This is a genomic window from Pseudomonas sp. ML2-2023-6 (genome assembly GCF_037055265.1).
GTDB lineage: Bacteria > Pseudomonadota > Gammaproteobacteria > Pseudomonadales > Pseudomonadaceae > Aquipseudomonas > Aquipseudomonas kulmbachensis.
In genome coordinates this window covers 171,288-191,288 of record NZ_CP146347.1, presented here as the reverse complement: position 1 = coordinate 191,288, position 20,001 = coordinate 171,288, and the positions used below count along the sequence as shown (strand labels likewise).

At 58.2% G+C, this 20,001-nt stretch carries 15 protein-coding genes and 1 pseudogene; 13 read left to right on the top strand and 3 right to left on the bottom strand.

Annotated elements, in window-relative coordinates:
• Nucleotides 1-62 precede the first annotated feature (62 nt).
• From V6L79_RS00815 to V6L79_RS00765, 11 genes are all read left to right on the top strand, one after another.
• Nucleotides 63-923, top strand: a complete 861-nt coding sequence (locus V6L79_RS00815) for an NAD(P)H-hydrate dehydratase (RefSeq protein ID WP_338579684.1) — start codon at nt 63-65, stop codon at nt 921-923.
• Nucleotides 911-1,381, top strand: a complete 471-nt coding sequence (tsaE, locus tag V6L79_RS00810; RefSeq protein ID WP_261739976.1) for a tRNA (adenosine(37)-N6)-threonylcarbamoyltransferase complex ATPase subunit type 1 TsaE — start codon at nt 911-913, stop codon at nt 1,379-1,381. Before V6L79_RS00815 ends, tsaE begins: the two co-directional genes overlap by 13 nt.
• A gap of 2 nt (nt 1,382-1,383) precedes the next feature.
• Nucleotides 1,384-2,808: an N-acetylmuramoyl-L-alanine amidase gene (locus V6L79_RS00805; RefSeq protein ID WP_261742510.1), complete on the top strand. Its 1,425-nt coding sequence runs from the start codon at nt 1,384-1,386 to the stop codon at nt 2,806-2,808.
• Nucleotides 2,805-4,718: a DNA mismatch repair endonuclease MutL gene (gene mutL, locus V6L79_RS00800; protein ID WP_405046607.1), complete on the top strand. Its 1,914-nt coding sequence runs from the start codon at nt 2,805-2,807 to the stop codon at nt 4,716-4,718. The genes V6L79_RS00805 and mutL overlap by 4 nt, the downstream gene beginning before the upstream one ends.
• On the top strand, nt 4,718-5,698 hold the full coding sequence (gene miaA, locus V6L79_RS00795) for a tRNA (adenosine(37)-N6)-dimethylallyltransferase MiaA (RefSeq protein ID WP_261739975.1): 981 nt from the start codon (nt 4,718-4,720) through the stop codon (nt 5,696-5,698). The genes mutL and miaA overlap by 1 nt, the downstream gene beginning before the upstream one ends.
• Nucleotides 5,699-5,788: 90 nt before the next feature.
• The gene (gene hfq / locus V6L79_RS00790; RefSeq protein ID WP_003439025.1) at nt 5,789-6,049 is read left to right on the top strand and encodes an RNA chaperone Hfq; all 261 of its coding nucleotides are present in this window, start codon (nt 5,789-5,791) and stop codon (nt 6,047-6,049) included.
• 12 nt (nt 6,050-6,061) lie between these two features.
• Nucleotides 6,062-7,363 (top strand): ribosome rescue GTPase HflX, encoded by a 1,302-nt coding sequence (gene hflX / locus V6L79_RS00785; RefSeq protein ID WP_261739974.1) that lies wholly within the window; start codon nt 6,062-6,064, stop codon nt 7,361-7,363.
• 96 nt (nt 7,364-7,459) lie between these two features.
• Complete coding sequence (hflK, locus tag V6L79_RS00780) at nt 7,460-8,638, top strand: FtsH protease activity modulator HflK (protein ID WP_261739973.1); 1,179 nt, start codon at nt 7,460-7,462, stop codon at nt 8,636-8,638.
• Nucleotides 8,638-9,516 (top strand): protease modulator HflC, encoded by an 879-nt coding sequence (hflC, locus tag V6L79_RS00775; protein WP_261739972.1) that lies wholly within the window; start codon nt 8,638-8,640, stop codon nt 9,514-9,516. Before hflK ends, hflC begins: the two co-directional genes overlap by 1 nt.
• Nucleotides 9,517-9,929: 413 nt before the next feature.
• Nucleotides 9,930-11,117 (top strand): ATP phosphoribosyltransferase regulatory subunit, encoded by a 1,188-nt coding sequence (locus V6L79_RS00770; protein ID WP_261739971.1) that lies wholly within the window; start codon nt 9,930-9,932, stop codon nt 11,115-11,117.
• Nucleotides 11,118-11,171: 54 nt separating this feature from the next.
• Nucleotides 11,172-12,461, top strand: a complete 1,290-nt coding sequence (locus tag V6L79_RS00765; protein ID WP_261739970.1) for an adenylosuccinate synthase — start codon at nt 11,172-11,174, stop codon at nt 12,459-12,461.
• 269 nt (nt 12,462-12,730) lie between these two features.
• On the opposite strand, the gene V6L79_RS00760 is transcribed toward V6L79_RS00765, so the two are convergent.
• Entirely contained in the window at nt 12,731-14,845 is a 2,115-nt protein-coding gene (locus V6L79_RS00760; protein WP_338579683.1) for an FAD-binding oxidoreductase, read from the bottom strand.
• A 757-nt stretch (nt 14,846-15,602) separates the two neighbouring features.
• Here V6L79_RS00760 and V6L79_RS24720 point away from each other — a divergent pair.
• A pseudogene (locus tag V6L79_RS24720) lies at nt 15,603-16,313 on the top strand (methyl-accepting chemotaxis protein); the annotation flags it as partial.
• A gap of 21 nt (nt 16,314-16,334) precedes the next feature.
• Nucleotides 16,335-17,219: a methyl-accepting chemotaxis protein gene (locus V6L79_RS24715; RefSeq protein ID WP_395247920.1), complete on the top strand. Its 885-nt coding sequence runs from the start codon at nt 16,335-16,337 to the stop codon at nt 17,217-17,219.
• 50 nt (nt 17,220-17,269) lie between these two features.
• Here the strand turns inward: V6L79_RS24715 and V6L79_RS00750 are convergent, their stop codons facing one another.
• Both V6L79_RS00750 and V6L79_RS00745 read right to left on the bottom strand, forming a co-directional pair.
• Nucleotides 17,270-18,823 carry an iron ABC transporter permease gene (locus tag V6L79_RS00750; protein WP_338579682.1) on the bottom strand — a complete coding sequence of 518 codons (1,554 nt, stop codon included), beginning with the start codon at nt 18,821-18,823 and terminating at the stop codon, nt 17,270-17,272.
• A complete protein-coding gene (locus V6L79_RS00745; protein ID WP_261739966.1) occupies nt 18,823-19,845 on the bottom strand; it encodes an iron ABC transporter substrate-binding protein in 1,023 nt (340 codons plus the stop codon). The genes V6L79_RS00750 and V6L79_RS00745 overlap by 1 nt, the downstream gene beginning before the upstream one ends.
• Nucleotides 19,846-20,001 lie beyond the last annotated feature (156 nt).

Here is a 20,001-nt window from a genome sequence, read left to right as displayed (position 1 = left end):
GAGGCAAGAGAAACCGGAGCTGAGATGCGTATAATTCTGCCAGACATCGGAGCTCGACACGCATGCCCCAGACCAAACACCTGTCAGTTGGACCCAAAGCCCTTCGCGCAGATAACCTGCCACGGCTGCCTGCACGTGCTCCAAGTGCCCATAAAGGCCAGTTCGGGCATGTGCTGCTGGTGGGCGGCGACCGTGGGTTTGGCGGCTCGATTGCCTTGAGCGCACACGCAGCATTGCGCTGTGGCGCAGGGCTGGTATCGCTGGCTACGCGCCCCGAGCACGTGCCCGCAGCCTTGGTCCGCGTGCCTGAGGTGATGACCCTGGGGGTCTCGTCGGCCAATCAGTTGATGGGCGTTTTGGCGCAGGCCTCGGTGGTTGTAGTCGGGCCGGGGTTGGGCCAAGGGCCTTGGGGGCGTAGTCTGTTGTCGGCTGCTGCGCAGGCAAAAATGCCTCAGGTGTGGGATGCCGATGCACTGAATCTGCTGTCCAACTCAGGTATTGAGCTGGCGCCCGGTTCGGTAATCACCCCGCATCCTGGTGAAGCTGCGCGTTTATTGGGTATCAGTACCGAACAAGTACAGGCTGATCGCCCGGCAGCGGCTCGCGCCCTGGTTAAAAAGTATTCAGTTGTGTGCGTCCTTAAAGGTGCAGGCAGTCTGGTAGCAGGGCTGCCTGGCGAGTTGGCCATTTGTAATGACGGTCACCCGGCGATGGCCACGGCCGGTTTGGGTGATGTGCTGGCAGGCGTGATTGGCGCGCTGCTGGCTCAGGGCATGAGCGCTTTTGATGCGGCGTGCCTGGCGGTGTGGCTGCATGCCCGCGCCGGAGAACAACAAGGACAATTGGGCCGTGGGCTGGCGGCCAGTGATTTGATTCCAGCCATTCGACAGTTGTTGGAGGAACACGCACCGTGCACGAAATAACACTGCAACTGGCCGATGAAGAGGCAATGAGCGCATTTGGCGCGCGACTGGCGACGGTTACTCAAGGACACGGCCTGATCTTTCTGGACGGCGACCTGGGCATGGGCAAGACGACCTTGTCCCGCGGCCTGATTCGCGGCCTTGGTCATACCGGTTCGGTTAAAAGTCCGACCTTTACCCTGGTTGAGCCTTACGAAATTGGCGATATTCGCGTTTTTCACTTTGACTTGTATCGCCTGGTCGACCCTGAAGAGCTGGAGTACATGGGGATTCGCGACTATTTCGACGAAGACGCCCTATGCTTGATCGAGTGGCCCGATAAAGGTGCAGGCTTTTTGCCAAAGCCCGACCTGACCATTACCATTAGCCCGCACAACACCGGGCGTTTTCTGAAACTGACGCCCCAAGGTTCACGTGGCGAGTCTTGGTGTGCCGCATTGGCACCGGAATACAAATAATGATGGGGTTTGGTATGCGCTTTCGCGCGTTAGTAAGTGTGGTGGGTGTGTTGCTCAGTGTCATGGCGGTCAATGCTGTGGCGGCAACACAGGTCAAAAGCGTGCGGTTGTGGCGGGCGCCGGACAACACACGACTGGTATTTGATCTTACTGGCCCAGTGCAACACAGCGTATTTACCCTGACGGCGCCTGATCGTCTGGTGATTGATATCAATGGCGCGACCCTGGCCGGGCCGTTGAATGTAGCGACGGCCAACACACCGATTACCAGCATGCGCTCGGCGCAACGAACCCCAACAGATTTGCGCGTGGTGATCGACCTGAAAAAGGCCGTCACTCCCAAGAGCTTCGTTCTGGCGCCCAATGCACAGTACGGCAACCGTTTGGTGGTCGACCTGTATGACCAAGGTGCCGACCTCACACCAAGCTTGCCTGCCACCAACGTGGCGACGGTGCCTGTGGTGCCGGTCACTCCGGCTCAACCTGACGTGAAACTGCCGCCGATTCCGAGTGGCAAGCGCAGTGTCGTGGTTGTGATTGACGCCGGTCACGGTGGTGAAGACCCGGGTGCTTCGGGCTCGGCAGGGCAGCGCGAGAAAGACGTGGTGCTGGCGATTGCCAAAGAGCTGCAGCGCCAGATCAACGGCATGAAAGGCTTCCGGGCTGAGCTGACGCGCACGGGCGACTACTTTATTCCGCTGCGTGGCCGTACCGAAATCGCCCGCAAGAAGGGCGCCGACCTGTTTGTGTCGATTCACGCTGACGCCGCACCGTCCAAGGCAGCCTTTGGTGCTTCGGTGTTTGCCTTGTCTGAACGTGGCGCGACTTCCGAGACCGCCCGTTGGCTGGCAGACAGCGAAAACCGTTCTGACTTGATCGGTGGTGCGGGTAACGTGAGTCTCGATGACAAGGACCGCATGCTGGCAGGCGTATTGCTCGACCTGTCGATGACGGCTTCGCTGACTTCCAGCCTGAACGTGGGGCAAAAAGTCCTGAGCAACATCGGTCGGGTGACACCGTTGCACAAGCAGCGCGTGGAGCAGGCCGGGTTTATGGTGCTCAAGTCGCCGGATATCCCTTCGATCCTCGTCGAAACAGGGTTTATCTCCAATAGCAATGAAGCCTCCAAGCTGGCGTCGAGCAGTCACCAGCAAGCGTTGGCCCGTTCGATCAGCAGCGGCGTGCGCCAGTTCTTCCAGCAAAACCCGCCACCGGGCACTTATATCGCCTGGCTGCGTGATACCGGCAAAATTGCCCAAGGCGCCCGCGAACACACGGTTCGCCCTGGCGAAACTCTGGCGATGATTGCTGTGCGTTATCAGGTGGGCGTGGCGACACTGCGCTCGAGCAACGGTTTAAAAACCGATGAGTTGAAAATCGGCCAGAACCTGAATATTCCGGCCACCGCCCTGGCGGCTCAACAATGAGTGACGCGGTATTGAACAGCAGCGCACGGATTGAGCTGCTCAGCCCGCGCCTGGCCAACCAGATTGCCGCGGGCGAGGTGGTTGAGCGCCCGGCATCGGTGATTAAAGAGTTGCTGGAAAACAGCCTGGACTCCGGCGCCAAGCGTATCGACGTGGACGTCGAGCAGGCCGGGATCAAGCTGCTGCGGGTGCGTGACGATGGCAGCGGTATTTCCAGCGACGACTTGCCGTTGGCGCTGGCGCGTCACGCCACCAGCAAGATTCGTGACCTCGAAGACCTTGAACGGGTGATGAGCCTGGGCTTTCGCGGTGAGGCGCTGGCTTCCATCAGCTCCGTTGCTCGTTTGACCCTGACTTCGCGTACCCGTGGCGCCGATCAGGCGTGGCAGGTTGAGACCGAAGGGCGCGATATGGCACCGCGGGTTCAACCGGCTGCACATCCGGTGGGTACCTCGGTTGAAGTGCGCGACCTGTTTTTCAATACTCCGGCGCGGCGTAAATTTCTTAAAACCGAAAAAACCGAGTTCGATCACCTGCAAGAAGTGATCAAGCGTCTGGCGCTGGCGCGGTTTGATGTGGCGTTCAATCTGCGCCACAACGGCAAGACTATCCTCAATCTGCATGAGGCTCACGACGATACTGCCCGCGCCCGGCGTGTGGCAGCGGTGTGCGGCTCGGCGTTTCTGGAGCAGGCGCTGCCAATCGAGATTGAGCGCAATGGCCTGCATCTGTGGGGTTGGGTCGGCTTGCCGACCTTCTCGCGCAGCCAGGCCGACTTGCAGTATTTCTATGTAAATGGCCGTGCGGTGCGCGACAAACTGGTGGCCCATGCGGTGCGCCAGGCGTATCGCGATGTGCTGTTCAACGGTCGGCATCCGACCTTTGTACTGTTTTTTGAAGTCGACCCTTCAGTGGTTGACGTCAACGTGCACCCGACCAAACACGAAGTGCGCTTCCGCGACGGGCGCATGGTGCATGACTTCCTGTACGGCACTTTGCACCGCGCCTTGGGCGATGTGCGCCCGGAAGATCAGTTGGCTGCACCTGCGCCCGTACCGGGGGCTGATCGGCCAACGGGTCTGGATGCCGGTGAGTTTGGCCCACAAGGTGAAATGCGCTTGGCGGCCAACGTACTGGAGCAGCCGCAATCTGCGCCGACCCAGCATGTAGCGGGTTCGGGGGCCGGGGCAGGTTATCAATATCAGTACGGCCCTCAGTCTTCCGCGCCTTCGGTTCCTGTCGAAGAAGCACGCAATGCCTATCGTGAATTCTTTGCGCCATTGCCCGAGGCCGGCGCTGCGCCGTTGCCGGACGGGCAGGGCGATATCCCGCCGCTGGGCTTTGCCTTGGCGCAGCTCAAAGGGATTTATATCCTCGCTGAAAACGCTCAAGGGCTGGTGCTGGTGGATATGCACGCGGCCCACGAACGGATCATGTACGAGCGCCTGAAAATCGCCATGGCCAGCGAAGGTCTGAGCGGGCAGCCGCTGCTGGTGCCGGAATCGATTGCGGTCAGTCAGCGTGAAGCCGATTGCGCCGAAGAACACGCCGAGTGGTTCCAGCGCCTGGGCTTTGAGCTACAACGCCTGGGCCCGGAAACCCTCGCCATCCGCCAGATTCCGGCGTTGCTCAAGCAGGCTGAAGCGCAGCGTCTGGTACATGACGTACTGGCCGACTTGATGGAATACGGCACCAGTGACCGGATTCAGGCTCACCTCAACGAGCTGCTCGGCACCATGGCTTGCCACGGTGCAATCCGCGCCAATCGCCGTTTGGCGATTGCGGAAATGAACGGCTTGTTGCGTGACATGGAAAACACCGAGCGCAGTGGTCAGTGCAATCATGGTCGTCCCACCTGGACCCAAATGGGCCTGGACGACTTGGACAAACTCTTTTTGCGCGGTCGCTGATGACAGGTTCCAACGCTTTACCCCCGGCCATATTTTTGATGGGGCCGACTGCTGCCGGTAAAACCGACCTGGCGATCGAGCTGAGCAAGGTACTGCCATGCGAGCTGATCAGTGTCGATTCGGCGCTGGTCTACCGCGGCATGGACATCGGTACGGCCAAGCCCTCGAAAGAGATTCTGGCCGCACATCCTCACCAACTGATCGATATTCTCGACCCGGCGCAAAGCTATTCGGCGGCTGACTTTCGCCGCGACGCGCTCAAGGCCATGGCCGAAATCACCGCGCGGGGCAATATTCCGTTGCTGGTGGGCGGCACCATGCTCTATTACAAGGCCCTGATTGATGGCCTGGCAGATATGCCTCCAGCTGACGCTGAAGTGCGGGCGCAGCTCGAAGAAGAGGCCCAACGCCTTGGCTGGCAAGCCCTGCACGACCAGTTGGCGGCCATCGACCCCGAGTCTGCGGCGCGGATCCATCCCAATGATCCGCAGCGTCTGACGCGAGCTTTGGAGGTTTATCGGGTCAGTGGGATGAGCGTGACGGAGCATCGGCAAAAACAATCTGAGCAAACGACTAAAGCAGCGGCTTCTGGGCACAGCCAATTGCCCTATACTGTCGCGCATCTGGCCATCGCTCCGGCGAATCGTCAGGTGCTGCATGAACGAATTGCACAAAGATTCGGGCAGATGCTGGAACAGGGGTTCATTGACGAGGTCATAAGCCTGCGCCGTAGAAGTGACCTGCATTCAGGGTTGCCGTCTATACGTGCTGTAGGCTATCGCCAAGTCTGGGATTACCTGGACGGCAAGCTGACAGCGGCCGAGATGCAGGAGCGCGGCATCATTGCTACGCGCCAATTGGCCAAGCGTCAGTTCACCTGGTTGCGTAGTTGGGACAACCTGCATTGGTTGGACAGTCTGGACTGCGACAATCTGCCACGAGCCTTGAAATACCTGGAATCGGTCTCCATATTGAGCTGAGTCTTGGCAAATGCCGTCTATCCTATGGATGTGGCGACAGCGGTCATCTAATTTTTGTTTCTATTTTTTATCCTTACAGGAGTGCGGCATATGTCAAAAGGGCATTCGCTACAAGACCCTTACTTGAATACTTTGCGTAAAGAGAAGGTTGGCGTTTCCATCTATCTGGTCAACGGGATCAAGCTGCAGGGGACCATCGAGTCTTTCGACCAGTTCGTGATTCTGCTGAAAAACACCGTCAGCCAAATGGTTTACAAGCACGCTATCTCGACAGTCGTACCAGTACGTCCGATTCGTCTGCCAAGCGCAGCTGAATCTGAACTGGCAGACGCTGAACCAGGTAACGCTTGATAGGAGTCTGCTTTGTTCTTTGAGCGCCACGGTGGTGGTGAGCGGGCAATCCTCGTTCACTTGGAAGGACAGGACCCTGAGGCGCGCGAAGATCCGCAGGAGTTCCAGGAGTTAGCTGTATCGGCCGGCGCCGAGACCGTCGCGTTTTTTAACGTGCCGCGTCATCGGCCATCGGCCAAGTACCTGATTGGCAGTGGCAAGGTCGAGGAGTTACGCGACCTGGTCAAGGCCGAAAAGGTCGACATCGTGATTTTTAATCACGTGCTCACGCCCAGTCAGGAGCGAAACCTCGAACGTGTTTTCGAGTGTCGCGTACTTGATCGTACCGGGCTGATTCTCGATATCTTCGCTCAACGCGCCCGTACCCATGAAGGCAAGTTGCAGGTCGAACTGGCCCAGCTTGACCACATGAGCACGCGTCTTGTGCGTGGCTGGACTCACCTTGAGCGTCAAGGTGGCGGCATTGGTATGCGCGGGCCGGGTGAAACCCAGCTCGAAACCGACCGCCGTCTGTTGCGCGTGCGCATCAGCCAGATCAAATCCCGTCTGAAAAAAGTCCGCAGTCAACGCGAGCAGTCCCGTAGAGGGCGCCAACGCGCCGATATTCCTACAGTGTCGCTGGTGGGCTACACCAACGCCGGTAAATCCACGCTGTTCAACAAGGTCACCGGTTCTGACGTATTCGCCGCTGACCAGTTGTTCGCCACGCTCGACCCGACCTTGCGCCGTCTGGATCTGGACGACCTGGGGCCGATTGTACTGGCCGATACCGTGGGCTTTATTCGTCACCTTCCGCACAAGCTTGTTGAGGCTTTCCGGTCTACGCTCGAAGAGTCGAGCAATTCCGATTTGCTGCTGCACGTAATCGATGCGCACGAACCTGAGCGCATGGCGCAGATCGAGCAGGTGATGGTGGTTCTGGGCGAAATTGGTGCACAGGACTTGCCGATCCTCGAGGTCTACAACAAAATCGATTTGCTTGAAGGTGTCGAGCCGCAGATCCAGCGTGATGCCGACGGCAAGCCGCAGCGGGTCTGGTTATCGGCCCGTGACGGTCAAGGGCTGGAGTTGCTTGAGCAGGCCATCGCCGAGTTGCTGGGCAATGATTTGTTTGTTGGCACCTTGCGCTTGCCGCAACGTTTTGCTCGACTGCGTGCACAGTTCTTCGAACTGGGGGTTGTGCAGAAAGAAGAACATGACGACGAGGGCTCCAGTTTGCTGGACGTACGCCTGCCGCGATCCGAGCTCAATCGCTTGGTCAGCCGCGAAGGGATGCAGCCGCTGGAATTCATCGAAGAACACACTTTGCAATAAAAGCCTCGCAAAGCGGTCGTGCCGCTGTGATAGGCATTCTGTAGCATTGGTCGGCGCGCCGTGGGCGCGTCTTTGCTTTATCAGATGGAGAGCGCTATGGCTTGGAATGAGCCGGGTGGCAACTCGAATAATCAAGATCCTTGGGGTGGCAAACGCCCTAATAATGGCGACCGCAAGGGACCACCAGATCTCGACGAGGCCTTCCGAAAGCTGCAGGAAAGCCTGAATGGGTTGTTCGGTGGTGGAAAAAAACGTGGTGGCAGTAGCGACGGTGGATCGAACGGCGGTAAAGGTGCTGGTTATGGCCTGCTGGGGATCGGCCTGGTCGTACTGGCTGCCGCTTGGCTGTACAGCGCGGTCTATGTAGTCGATGAGCAGGAGCAAGCCGTGGTGCTGCGCCTGGGCAAGTACTACGACACCGTTGGGCCGGGTCTGAACATCTACTTCCCTCCGTTCGATAAAAAGTACCTGGAGAACGTGACGCGTGAGCGTGCGTACACCAAGCAGGGCCAGATGCTCACTGAAGACGAGAACATCGTCGAAGTGCCGTTGACCGTGCAGTACAAGATCAGCAACCTGCGCGACTTCGTGCTTAATGTCGATCAGCCGGAAGTCAGCTTGCAGCAGGCCACCGACAGCGCCTTGCGTCACGTAGTGGGTTCCACTGCGATGGATCAGGTTCTGACCGAAGGCCGCGAACAAATGGCTGTAGATATCAAAGAGCGTCTTCAGCGCTTCCTCGATACCTACAAGACCGGTATCACCGTGACTCAGGTGAACGTGCAGAGCGCAGCGGCACCGCGTGAAGTGCAAGAAGCCTTTGATGACGTGATCCGTGCCCGTGAAGACGAGCAGCGTGCCCGCAACCAGGCTGAAAGCTACGCCAACGGCGTAGTGCCGGAAGCGCGTGGTCAGGCTCAGCGCATCATCGAGAACGCCAATGGCTATCGCGATGAAGTGATCTCTCGTGCCAAGGGTGAGGCAGATCGCTTTACCAAACTGGTAGCCGAGTATCGCAAGGCTCCGGACGTCACGCGTGACCGTCTGTATCTGGACACCATGCAGGAAGTCTTCAGCAACACCAGCAAAGTACTCGTGACCGGTAACAAGAACGGCCAGAGCAACCTGTTGTACTTGCCGTTGGACAAAATGATCGAAGGCCGTAATGGCAGCACCCCGGCAACGGGTTCAGCCGCCGCGGCGGGCAATAAGGATTCGGTATCCCATGCCAATCCGGACCTGCCGACACCACCGCGTACCCGGGAGAGTCGCTGATGAGCAATAAATCGCTGATCGCCCTTATTGTTGCCGTTGTCGTGGCGATTGTTGCCTGGAACAGCTTCTACATCGTCTCGCAAACCGAGCGCGCCGTTATGTTGCGCTTCGGCCGCGTGGTTCAGGCCGATGTTCAGCCTGGCCTGCATGTGAAGATTCCTTACGTTAACCAGGTGCGCAAGTTTGACGCTCGCCTGATGACGCTGGATGCTCCGACGCAGCGTTTCCTGACGCTGGAAAAGAAAGCGGTAATGGTTGATGCCTTCGCCAAGTGGCGCGTAAAAGATGCCGAGCGCTTCTACACTGCGACCTCGGGTCTGAAGCAGATTGCTGACGAGCGCTTGTCGCGTCGTCTGGAATCGGGCCTGCGTGACCAGTTCGGCAAGCGCACGCTGCATGAGGTTGTGTCCGGTGAGCGCGATGCGCTGATGGCTGATCTGACGGCATCGTTGAACAAAATGGCCGAAAAAGAGCTGGGCATCGAAGTGGTTGATGTTCGGGTCAAGGCCATCGACCTGCCTAAAGAAGTAAACCGCAGTGTGTTCGAGCGCATGAGCAGTGAGCGTGAGCGTGAAGCTCGTGAGCACCGCGCCAAGGGTAACGAACTGGCAGAAGGCATTCGTGCTGACGCCGATCGTCAAGCCCGTGTGCTGTTGGCTGAGGCGTATCGTCAGTCCGAAGAAGCTCGCGGTGATGGTGATGCCCAGGCTTCCGCAATCTACTCCAAGGCTTATGGCCAGGATCAGGAGTTCTACAAGTTCTATCGCAGCTTGCGCGCATACCGCGAAAGCTTTGCGAACAAGAGCGACGTTCTGGTACTGGATCCAAGCAGTGATTTCTTCCGCTACCTGGAAAAATCCAAGCCTTCGCAGCAGTAAAAGCGCTTCAAGCCAGTGGGAGCTGGCTTGCCAGCGATGCAGCCAACTCGATCTGTCTGACAAATCGAGTCGATGCCATCGCCAGCAAGCCGCTCCCACACTGTTTTCAGAGGGTATTGCATGCTCATCAGAGGGCATGTATTCACTCCGCCGGGCGGGCAAATTGCCTGGCGGGGTGATCCTTTTAGAAAACGAGTGTATGATGCGGCAGCCGGGAAATTCCCGGCTTTTTTGCGTCTGTATGTTTGATTGACCGAATGGCTGTTACAGCATCGGCAGATTTTTCGAGGAATGTGCTGTGTAAGCCTGTCGCTTGGGCTTTTTTGCTGTGCGCGCTCAAGACGCAGCCACGTTCTGCTTTACTCAAGGCTCGCCTGCTTGGCTGGCCGCCCGGATCATAGGGGAATGGCGTAATGGCAACGGTAGACCGCTGGCTCTTGCCAGATGGCATCGAAGAAGTACTTCCACCTGAGGCTGCCCGCATTGAAGTGGCGCGCCGTCAGGTGTTGGATCTGTTCCAGAGCTGGGGCTATGAGTTCGTCGTCACCCCGCATATCGAATACCTGGAGTCCCTGCTGACAGGGGCTGGCCAGGATCTCGATTTGCGTACCTTCAAGGTTATTGACCCGCAAACGGGTCGCCAGATGGGTTTTCGTGCCGACATCACGCCGCAAGTGGCGCGCATCGATGCGCATACCCTGCGTCGCGAAGGCCCGAGTCGTCTGTGCTACGCCGGCAGCGTGCTGCATGCTCAGCCGCGTGGTTTGTCATCCTCGCGTAGCCCGATCCAACTGGGCGCCGAGTTGTATGGCGATGCCAGCCCGAGCAGCGATGTTGAAGTGATCAGCCTGATGCTGTCCATGCTGCAACTGGCCGACGTGCCGGATGTGCACATGGACCTTGGGCATGTTGGTATTTACCGCGGTCTGGCCCGTGCGGCCAACCTGTCGGTTGAAGTGGAACAACAATTGTTCGACGCCCTGCAACGCAAGGCGATCGACGAAGTAACGGCCTTGACCGAAGGTTTGCCGGCTGATTTGGCAGGCATGCTGCAGGCATTGGTTAGTTTGTGTGGCGGCCGCGAGGTGCTGGTTGCTGCGCGTGAGCGTCTGGCCAAGGCTCCGGCCCCGGTTGTGGCTGCTCTGGACGACTTGCTGGCGATTGCCGAGCGGTTGTCTGTGCGTTTCCCGCAGTTGCCGTTGTATTTTGACCTGGGTGAGTTACGTGGTTATCACTACCACACAGGTGTGGTGTTTGCGGTCTTTGTACCGGGCGTTGGGGACTCCATCGCCCAGGGCGGTCGTTATGACGATATCGGTGCTGTTTTCGGACGTGCCCGTCCGGCTACCGGTTTCTCGACCGATTTGAAAACCCTGGTGACCCTGGGGCGTGCTGAAGTCGAGCTACCGTCTGGCGGTATCTGGATGCCTGACAGCACAGATGCGGCACTCTGGCAGCAGGTTTGCCAGCTTCGCAGTGAAGGTCAGCGTGTGGTTCAGGCATTGCCTGGGCAACAGCAGGCTGGCGCCCAAGAGGCAGACTGCGACCGCCAATTGATTCAGCAGAACGGCTTGTGGCAAGTAGTGCCACTGGTTTCTTGAGTTTTCCTGCCGGCGGCTGCCGGCACCAAGTTTGCGCGAATGAGGACAAGTGTTATGGGTAAGAATGTCGTAGTCCTGGGCACCCAATGGGGTGATGAGGGCAAAGGCAAGATCGTTGATCTGCTGACCGAACATGCTGCCGCTGTAGTGCGTTACCAAGGTGGCCACAACGCTGGCCACACACTGGTAATCGACGGCGAAAAAACCGTATTGCACCTGATTCCGTCGGGCGTGTTGCGCGAAGGCGTGCAATGCCTGATCGGCAACGGTGTCGTGGTTGCTCCCGACGCCCTGCTGCGTGAAATCATCAAGCTGGAAGAGAAAGGCGTACCGGTGCGCGAGCGCCTGCGTATCAGCCCGTCCTGCCCGCTGATCCTGTCGTTCCACGTGGCGCTGGACCAGGCCCGTGAAAAGGCCCGTGGCGAGCTGAAGATCGGTACTACCGGTCGCGGCATCGGCCCGGCTTACGAAGACAAGGTTGCCCGTCGTGGCCTGCGTGTTGGCGATCTGCTGAACATGCCGCGCTTTGAAGCCAAGCTGCGTGAACTGGTGGATTACCACAACTTCATGCTGGTCGGTTACTACAAAGAGCCAGCCATCGACTTCGACAAGACCCTGGCCGAGTGCAAGGAATACGCCGAGCTGCTCAAGCCGCTGATGCTGGACGTGACTGCCGAGCTGCACGACCTGCGTCGCGCCGGCAAAGACATCATGTTCGAAGGCGCTCAGGGTTCGTTGCTGGACATCGACCACGGTACATATCCGTACGTGACCAGCTCCAACACCACTGCTGGCGGCGTTGCTACTGGTTCGGGCGTTGGCCCGATGTTCCTGGACTACATCCTGGGCATCACCAAGGCTTACACCACACGTGTAGGTTCGGGCCCGTTCCCGACTGAGCTGTTCGACGACGTTGGCGCTCACCTGGCCAAGCAAGGTCACGAGTTCGGTGCTACTACCGGCCGTGCTCGTCGTTGCGGCTGGTTCGACGCCGTTATCCTGCGTCGTGCTATCGATGTGAACAGCATCTCGGGCATTTGCCTGACCAAGCTGGACGTACTCGACGGTCTGGAAACCATCAACATCTGCGTAGGCTACACCGACGCAAATGGTGTTGAAATTGCACCGACCGATGCTGACAGCTACGTAGGCCTGCAGCCTGTGTACGAAGAAGTGCCGGGCTGGACTGAATCGACCGTGGGCGCCAAAACCCTGGAAGAGCTGCCAGCTAACGCTCGCGCTTACATCAAGCGTGTAGAAGAGCTGATCGGCGCGCCGATCGATATCATCTCGACTGGCCCGGATCGCAACGAGACCATCGTTCTGCGTCACCCGTTCGCTTAAGTCGCAGCTGATGTAAAGCAAAAGGCCCTTCGGGGCCTTTTGTTGTTTCAGGCATGCTGCGCTGCTTTTTTATAAACATCACAAGGCACTACAAAATCTTCACGTATTGAACGTTTGAATGCTGGAAAAGACTCGCATACATGGCTATCGGATTATGCAGGCTCAAGAGCCTCCTGCGATATACGCCCTGTTGAGTTGAGCGTTGAGGGGGTGTTTATATTAAACCTGCAAGAGCAACAGTCAGTCCTGAAGCCGGGAGATACCAATAATCAAGAGTTGTGCGAGTTGTAATACATTCCTGAAACTGCAGGACCTTTTGCCTGGATGATTTCCTGGACTAAAGAGGCCCACACTAATCCCTGTGTTGTGCCCCCGGCATAAGTACCGCCGGCTACTATTTGGTTGTGTGCGGAGCAGTGAACTATTGACAGTCCATCTGAAGTGCCGGGCCGAGCACAATCAGTAATGTGCAAGTCACCACGTTCTATCGCCCTTTGGTAGGACTTCGGGAAGTGCCGAGAAACAGCGGCCAGACACGCCGCGAGTATCTGTTTCTTATCCTCCGGCGTTGAGTCGGGTGGAACCTGCCCGCCAGAGACAAGAATGTGGTCGCCGTCCAAGCGGCAATTCATGACGCCGATTGGCAGATCGTACTGCAGCTTGAGCCCGCGCATTTGTGCACCTTCATTCTCGACAGCGCGCAGTTTGAAAAACCAGCCAATGATCGCTCTTACTTCTGGTTCCTCTACTCCCATGGCAGTGACGACGAAGTGTTCTCTACTCAGCTCGGCAATTTGAATCCGACTCAGATGCCGGGGCAGGAACTGAACCCCGGAGCGCTGTAAAAGCGCCTCTAACCCATCCATTACATGGAGAAACTCCAGGTCGTAGCCAGATACCTCAATAGCCCGCCCGATTTCGGGGATTCCATAACGTGTCTGGAAATGCAGTTGACTGATTTCTACGGGCTCGCTTCCCGGCTTGCCACTGGGCCAAGGCCTGCTTTCGATATCGCGCTGCTCGAGGATAGCGGCCTCTACGCCATCGGCATCTGCCATATAGGCTCGTATAACCCGTGCTTGGGCGAATGGTGCCAACGATGGGTTGTCGGCCAGGAGCTTTTCAAACAGCTCTATGCCTGCGCGATTGCACTCAACGGCCAAATACTGATTTGCGGGGAGTAGGTAGTCGTTATGTAGCGGCTTTGCAGTCGTCTCCGTTGCTGATAGATGGCGCATGTTCACATTCTTGTGACTGGCGCCATCGCTCTCCTGAGCTCTGCCGTAGACAGTGACCTGATAATTCGCCAGGCGGCACATCACCGCCTGGAGCAGGCCATTGATCCCTCTGCCGATGATCGACACGCGGGGTGCCCCGGCATCTACCGGCTCAGAGGGGATCGTCAATGGCTGTGCAAGTTTGCGCCTGACAAGGCCACGCAAGGCCATCAAGCTCAGATGAACTGAGACGGCATAGTCCAGGTCGCAATTGTAGGCTTCGGTTGTTGCCGCCTGTGTAGTCAGCGTCGCAGGTTTGCGCCACATGGAGGCGCAGTAGCCGAGCGCTTGTGTGCGCAGACAAAATGCATCCAGTGTCATAGGCCCGTAGTCCAGGATCAGTTGGATGCCTTCAGCCTCTGCCAGGGTCTGCAAAGCATCATCGCTAAAGACATCCGGTTTGGCGACACAGACCAGGCGGGCCTGTCTGTGCATACGCCGAATGAGTGTCTGATCAATGCAGTGAACGGATTCATTATTCAGCGATACGCATACGGCGACAGCACGGGCGCCCTCCAGTGCTTCGAGCCAGTCCGAGACAAAGGACACTCTGCTATCGGAAAAGGCTTTCCCGGTATCGTCCGGCGTTTGAGCGTATCGACTCAGCACCTTGATCCGAACATTTGGATCTCGATTAAGTAGCAATTCAACAAGCTCTTTGCCGACATTGCCGTATCCCAACACTGAAATATCATGGGGTATGGCCCCGTCGGCCAGTGTCAGCCAGTGCGCAATATAGGCAGCGACATGCGGTGCGTTAACCCCTGGCGTATTGATCACTCGAATGTGGTTGGATTCGCACAGGTCCAGCCGCACTTTATCCAGACTCGTACCTCTGCGAATCAGGAAGAGGTCCCCGAACGGGTGGGATATGCGCCATTGGTTGATAACGTCTGCATCGATGACCTGGTCTCCTGCAACGATAGTTGATGGGCGCAGGAGTCCGATTTGTATAAGCAGAGTTTGTTTGGTTAATGTCGGGGGGAGAAACACGACATTGCTGGGTGCATCAGCTTTCCAGTATCTCGATACAGGTGCGATATGTAAGATATTTTCGGTTGTGGCAATGAGTGATGCGGCGACTGGCGGAACGGAAGAGTGCATCATGGCCTTGGCTCCAGCAATTTTGACCTGCGAATGCCCTGCAGAGAAGAACTCAATAAAGTTGGGGTGTTGCGGAGATATATTTAAACCTTGTTTGATAGAAGTTGCCTTGCCTTAACGATTTCCCACTCTTTAATTGGATTTCGATCGGGTTGTAATGGTGCCCGAGGTTTGCCAAGTAGTTAGGGGAGTCTTGATCTTCTTAATATTTGAATCCTTTCATTTATTTTGGCTTATAACTGCATCACCTAAATGGTTTCGACAACGCTATCAGGAACTGGCAATCAGATATGTAGGACGCTTCCCTAATTTCTGAATCGCTCTGTTTTTGGGTGGCGCAATCGCGGAGTAGGGCGAAACCAGCGATACGGCACGAGCCTTGCTGTGAAAACTGTCAATAAGCGTGCTATCAAAATAATGGCACCCAAGTGGAGGGTTTTCTGTGTCTGCCGTTCTCTCACTGTTACAAAGCCGTCTACTGCGGCCAGTATTCGTTACCCTTGGTATCGCTCTTTTGGTGCAAGTGCTGGTGGCTGTTGCACTGACACGAAGCACGGTGACGGCATTAGAGTCTGATCTGGACACGCGCCTGGGGGTCGACAGCCAAAAGCTGACTGCTGAACTGGAGCAGGCCGGGCGTGAAGTCAAAGGCAGTCTGGACGGACTCTCCGCCAGTACCCGTCAGCGGCTGACGGCGGGCCTGGCGCCGCGCTTGAAAGAAGAGCAGGTGCAGGTGCGAGCGGCCCTGGAGAGAAGCTTGATGGATTCGGCCAACGACATGGCGCAACTATTGGCCGCCGTGGCACCGCGGGCCATGTGGGACAGTGATGTCCCGACACTATCCGAATTCGCACGCCGCGCTCAGCGCAATCCCAATGTGTTGTTCGTGGTGTATGACGACGCCGCTGGTCAGCACCTGACGCGTTACTTGAATCGCGATAATCCCATCAACAAGGCCCTGTTGGAGAAAGGGCAGGGTGAGCGTGCCCTGGATAAAGTACTGGATGCTGCTCGGCATGACCCTTCGGTGTATTACCTTGAAGCCTCCATTAGCCCAAATGGCGTTGAGATTGGCAAAGTGCTGATGGGTGTCTCAACGGCGTCGATCGAACAAGACCTGGTGGCCCTGGATCAGCGATTCAACGGGTTGATCGCCAGCAGTGATCAGTTGGTCGGTGCAAGCCTGCAAGGCGCGGCCAGTGATAGCGCGGGGGTTTTGCGCACTCGCCTGGAGTCCGCGCAGGCTGCGGCGGCACAGATGCAAGTCAACACCGCGCAGACCGTGCGCGAGGCGGCTGACACCTTGCGCTGGCGTATTGGCCTGGGGTTGGCGATTGTTGGTCTGGGGGTGTTGCTGTTGCTGGCCGTGGTGCTGGGGCGGCGTGTGGTCAACAAATTGTTACTGCTGATCGCCGCGCTGGATGATCTGGCGGCAGGCGAGGGCGATCTGACCAAGCGCGTGGGTCTTAACAGCAAGGATGAAATCGGTGACATGGCGGCGGCGGTCAATCGCTTTGTCGACAAGTTGCAGCCCATCGTGCGTGAGGCGGGGGATGTGGCGCAGCGTACTGGGGTCGAGATCGGCGTGATGACTTTGCGCAATGCCGGGGCGGATGCTGCCGCGCAATTGCAGCGTGATGAAGTCGCACAAAGTCTGCATGCGCTGTCGACCATGGCGGATGCTGCGCAATCCGAGAGCCAGGCGATGCAGGCCGCGCTCAAGCAGGTGGTGGATATCCGTCAGGCCACCGATGAAAACACTCGTACCTCGGCCAAGGTCGGCGGCCTGATTGAGGCGCTGGCGGGGCAGGTGGGCGAGGGTGCCAAGGTGATTGAGCGGTTGGCGCAGCAAAGCGAGCAAATCGAAGTGGTCCTGACCGTTATTCACGGCATTGCCGAGCAAACCAATCTGCTGGCCCTCAACGCGGCGATCGAAGCGGCGCGGGCAGGGGAGACGGGTCGGGGGTTTGCCGTGGTGGCAGATGAAGTGCGGGCACTGGCCAGCAAGACCCAAAGCTCCACTGGCGATATTCAGGCGCATATCGTGGCGTTGCAGCAGGGTGCGAAAGAGGCGGTGGCGGCGATTGGTCTGGCGGGGCGTCAGGCCGATGAGGGGTTGGCGGTGCTGCGTGGCAGCGTGCAATTGCAGAAAACCATGCAGACTTCAGTCGAGCAGGTGCATACCGCCATTGGTGAGGCGACCAAAGCGGCAGAGCATCAGGCGCAAGGAGCGCATGCGGTACGTGGGCGGGTTGAAGTGATTCATGCTCAGGCCGAGCGTGCTGCGCAGGCGGTGACCCAAACCACGGCCAGCGGCAAGGTGCTGGACGGGTTGGCGGCGCAGCTTAAAGCGAGTTTGGGGCAGTTCAGGGCGTGAGATAAAATCTGCCCTCGCCCTCTCCCTTTGGGAGAGGGTTGGGGTGAGGGTCAGCGGCTCAAATACATCTTCGTGGTCAGCAGATACACCGGCAGCCCCGACACGAGAATCAACAGCGCCGCATAAGGCGCGGCTGCGGCAAACTCGATGTTCGAGGTATGCGACCAGACCTGGGTCGCCAGGGTGTTGAGTCCGGTAGGGCTAAGCAGCAATGTCGCCGTCAGTTCTTTCATCCCGTCCAGAAACACCAGCGCAAACGCTGCGCCCAGAGCTGGGAAGATGATCGGTAGCGTCACCCGGCAAAATGCCGAGAACGACGTGGCGCCCAGGGTTCGTGCTGCTTCTTCCAGTTGCGGTGCTGCCTTGTTCAGGGCTGTGCGGATCGGTGCCTGCGCCAGTGGCAAAAACAGCAGCGCATAGGCAATCAGCAACAAGGCCGAAGTCTGATACAGCGCCGGTACGTAGTGCAGGGCGAAGTACACCAGTGCCAGGGCGATCACCAGTCCCGGCAGCGCATGCAGCAGGTAGGGCAGGCGTTCGGCCCAGATTGCCAGCGGGCCTTTATAGCGCACCACCAGCAGCCCGACCGGTACAGCCAGCACCAGGCACAATGCAGCCCCGCCCAGCGCCAGGGACAGCGAAGAAAGTAGCGCTTCGCCAATCTCGGCCACAGGGAAGGCCGCGGAGCTGCCCTTGACCAGCCAGTACACCAACATCCCCAGCGGGATGCCGCTGCCAACCACCGCCAGTGCCAGGCAGTACAGTTGCCCTGCCAGTGACCATTTACCCAAATGTACTTGCTCGGCCCGCCGTGCAGCGCCTTGGCCGATACGAATGTGGCGGCCCTTGCCGCGCACTTTCAGCTCCAGCCACAGCAGGCTCAAGCACATCACCAGCAATACTGCCGAGAGCATCGCCGCATTGGCGTTGCTGAACTCCAGCTCGAACTGCTGATAAATCGCCGTGGTGAAGGTCTGCAGGCCGATGATCGACAGTGCACCGAACTCCACCAGCATGTGCAGGGCAATCAGCAGCGAACCGGCCAGCAACGAGGGCCATAGCAGCGGCAGGGTGATGTTGTAAAACACTCCCCAGCGGTTCTGGCCCAGGGTACGGGCCGACTCCTCAAGCGCCGGGTCAAGGTTGCGCAGTGTGGCCGCTACCGGCAGAAAAATCAGCGGGTACTTGGACAGGCTCATCACCAGAATCGCTCCGCCCAGGCCTTCAAAGCTGGCGCTGAGCGAGACCCAGGTAAAGCTGCTGACAAACGCCGGTACGGCAAACGGCAGGCACAGGATTACGCCCCACAGGCGCCGTCCCTGCAGGTTGCTGCGTTCCAGCAACCAGGCCAGGGACAGGCCGACCACAGCGCAGGTCACGGTGACGCCGACCATCAGCAGCAAGGTGTTGCGCATCAGGCCAAAGACATAGGGCCGCCACAACAGGTGCAGCGCTTCAGACCACCCGGCTTGCCAGGCTTTGGTGCCGACATACAGCAGCGGCAGCAGGCTCAGGCCCACCAGTAGCAGAACGGGCAACAGCAGCCAGATCGAAGGCCGTTTACGGGTGGGCATAAAGCGTGCAGGTTGGGCGGCAGACAGCATCAGAGCAGGCCTACATCGCGTTCCAGGTCCAGGGCTTCTTCCGCGTTGCCCAGGTCGGCAGGTGTCACTTTTGGCGGTTGCAGCTCTTCAAATGGCTTGAGGCCACGTTCGGAAACCATGCCTTTGCGCATCGGGTATTCAGCGGTGGTATTGGTGATCACACGCTGGCCCTCTTCGCTGGCCATGTAAGCGAGCAACTGCTGGGCCTCTTTCGGATGTTTGCTGGCCTTGAGTACGCCAGCACTGGACACGGTGATCAGGCCGCCGGCATCGCCATCGGTGAAGTAATACAGCTTGGAATCCAGCTGGCCCTTTTCGCGCTGCAAGGCAAACCAGTAGTAGTTGTTGACCAGTACGGCGGCCACTTCACCGTTTTCTACCGCTTTGAGCGCCACCATATTGTTGGTGTAGGTCTTGCCGAAGGCACGCAGGCCGGTCAGCCACTCTTCTGCGGCTTCACGTCCGTGCAGTTTGATAATGGCAACGGCCTGTTCCTGGAATGCACCGCTGGTAGGTACGAAACCGATCTTGCCTTGCCACTCGGGGTCGGCGAAATCCATTACCGACTTGGGTAACTGGTCTTCGCTGATCTTCTTCGGGTTGAACGCGACAACGCGGGTGCGCGCAGTTACGCCGATCCAGGTGCCGTTAGCGGCCACGTACTCCTTGGGCAGCACTTGCAGGGTGCTGTCATCGGCCTTGGCCAGAAAACCCTGCTCGCCCAGATTGTTCAGGGGCGGCGACTCTTCGGCGTAGAACACGTCAGCAGGCGAGCGGTCGCCTTCTTCCATGATCTGGCTGGCCAACTGGTTGCTGCTGCCCTTGCGCACATTGACGTGAATCCCGGTTTTGGCTTCGAAGGCCTTGGCGAGGTTATCGCCGACTTCCTTGTGTTGGCCGTTGTACAGCGTCAGCGATACAGGATCGGCAGCATGGGCGGGGGCGGTCAGTGCAAGACCGAGGATGGAGAGAGTCAGACCGCGCAGTAGAGATGTCGCAAGCCGGGTATTTCGGAGCATCATTCGCTGGGTTCCTCGCTTGGGTACTACAAAACTTGTAACAATAATAAACGATATTGTTTCTCAAGTGCACTTGACGGCGAGGTCGATGGTCGTAAGCGATGGTGTGCCAGGGGGTGATGCGTGCCCCTGAAACGCAAAAACCCGCTTTCGCGGGTT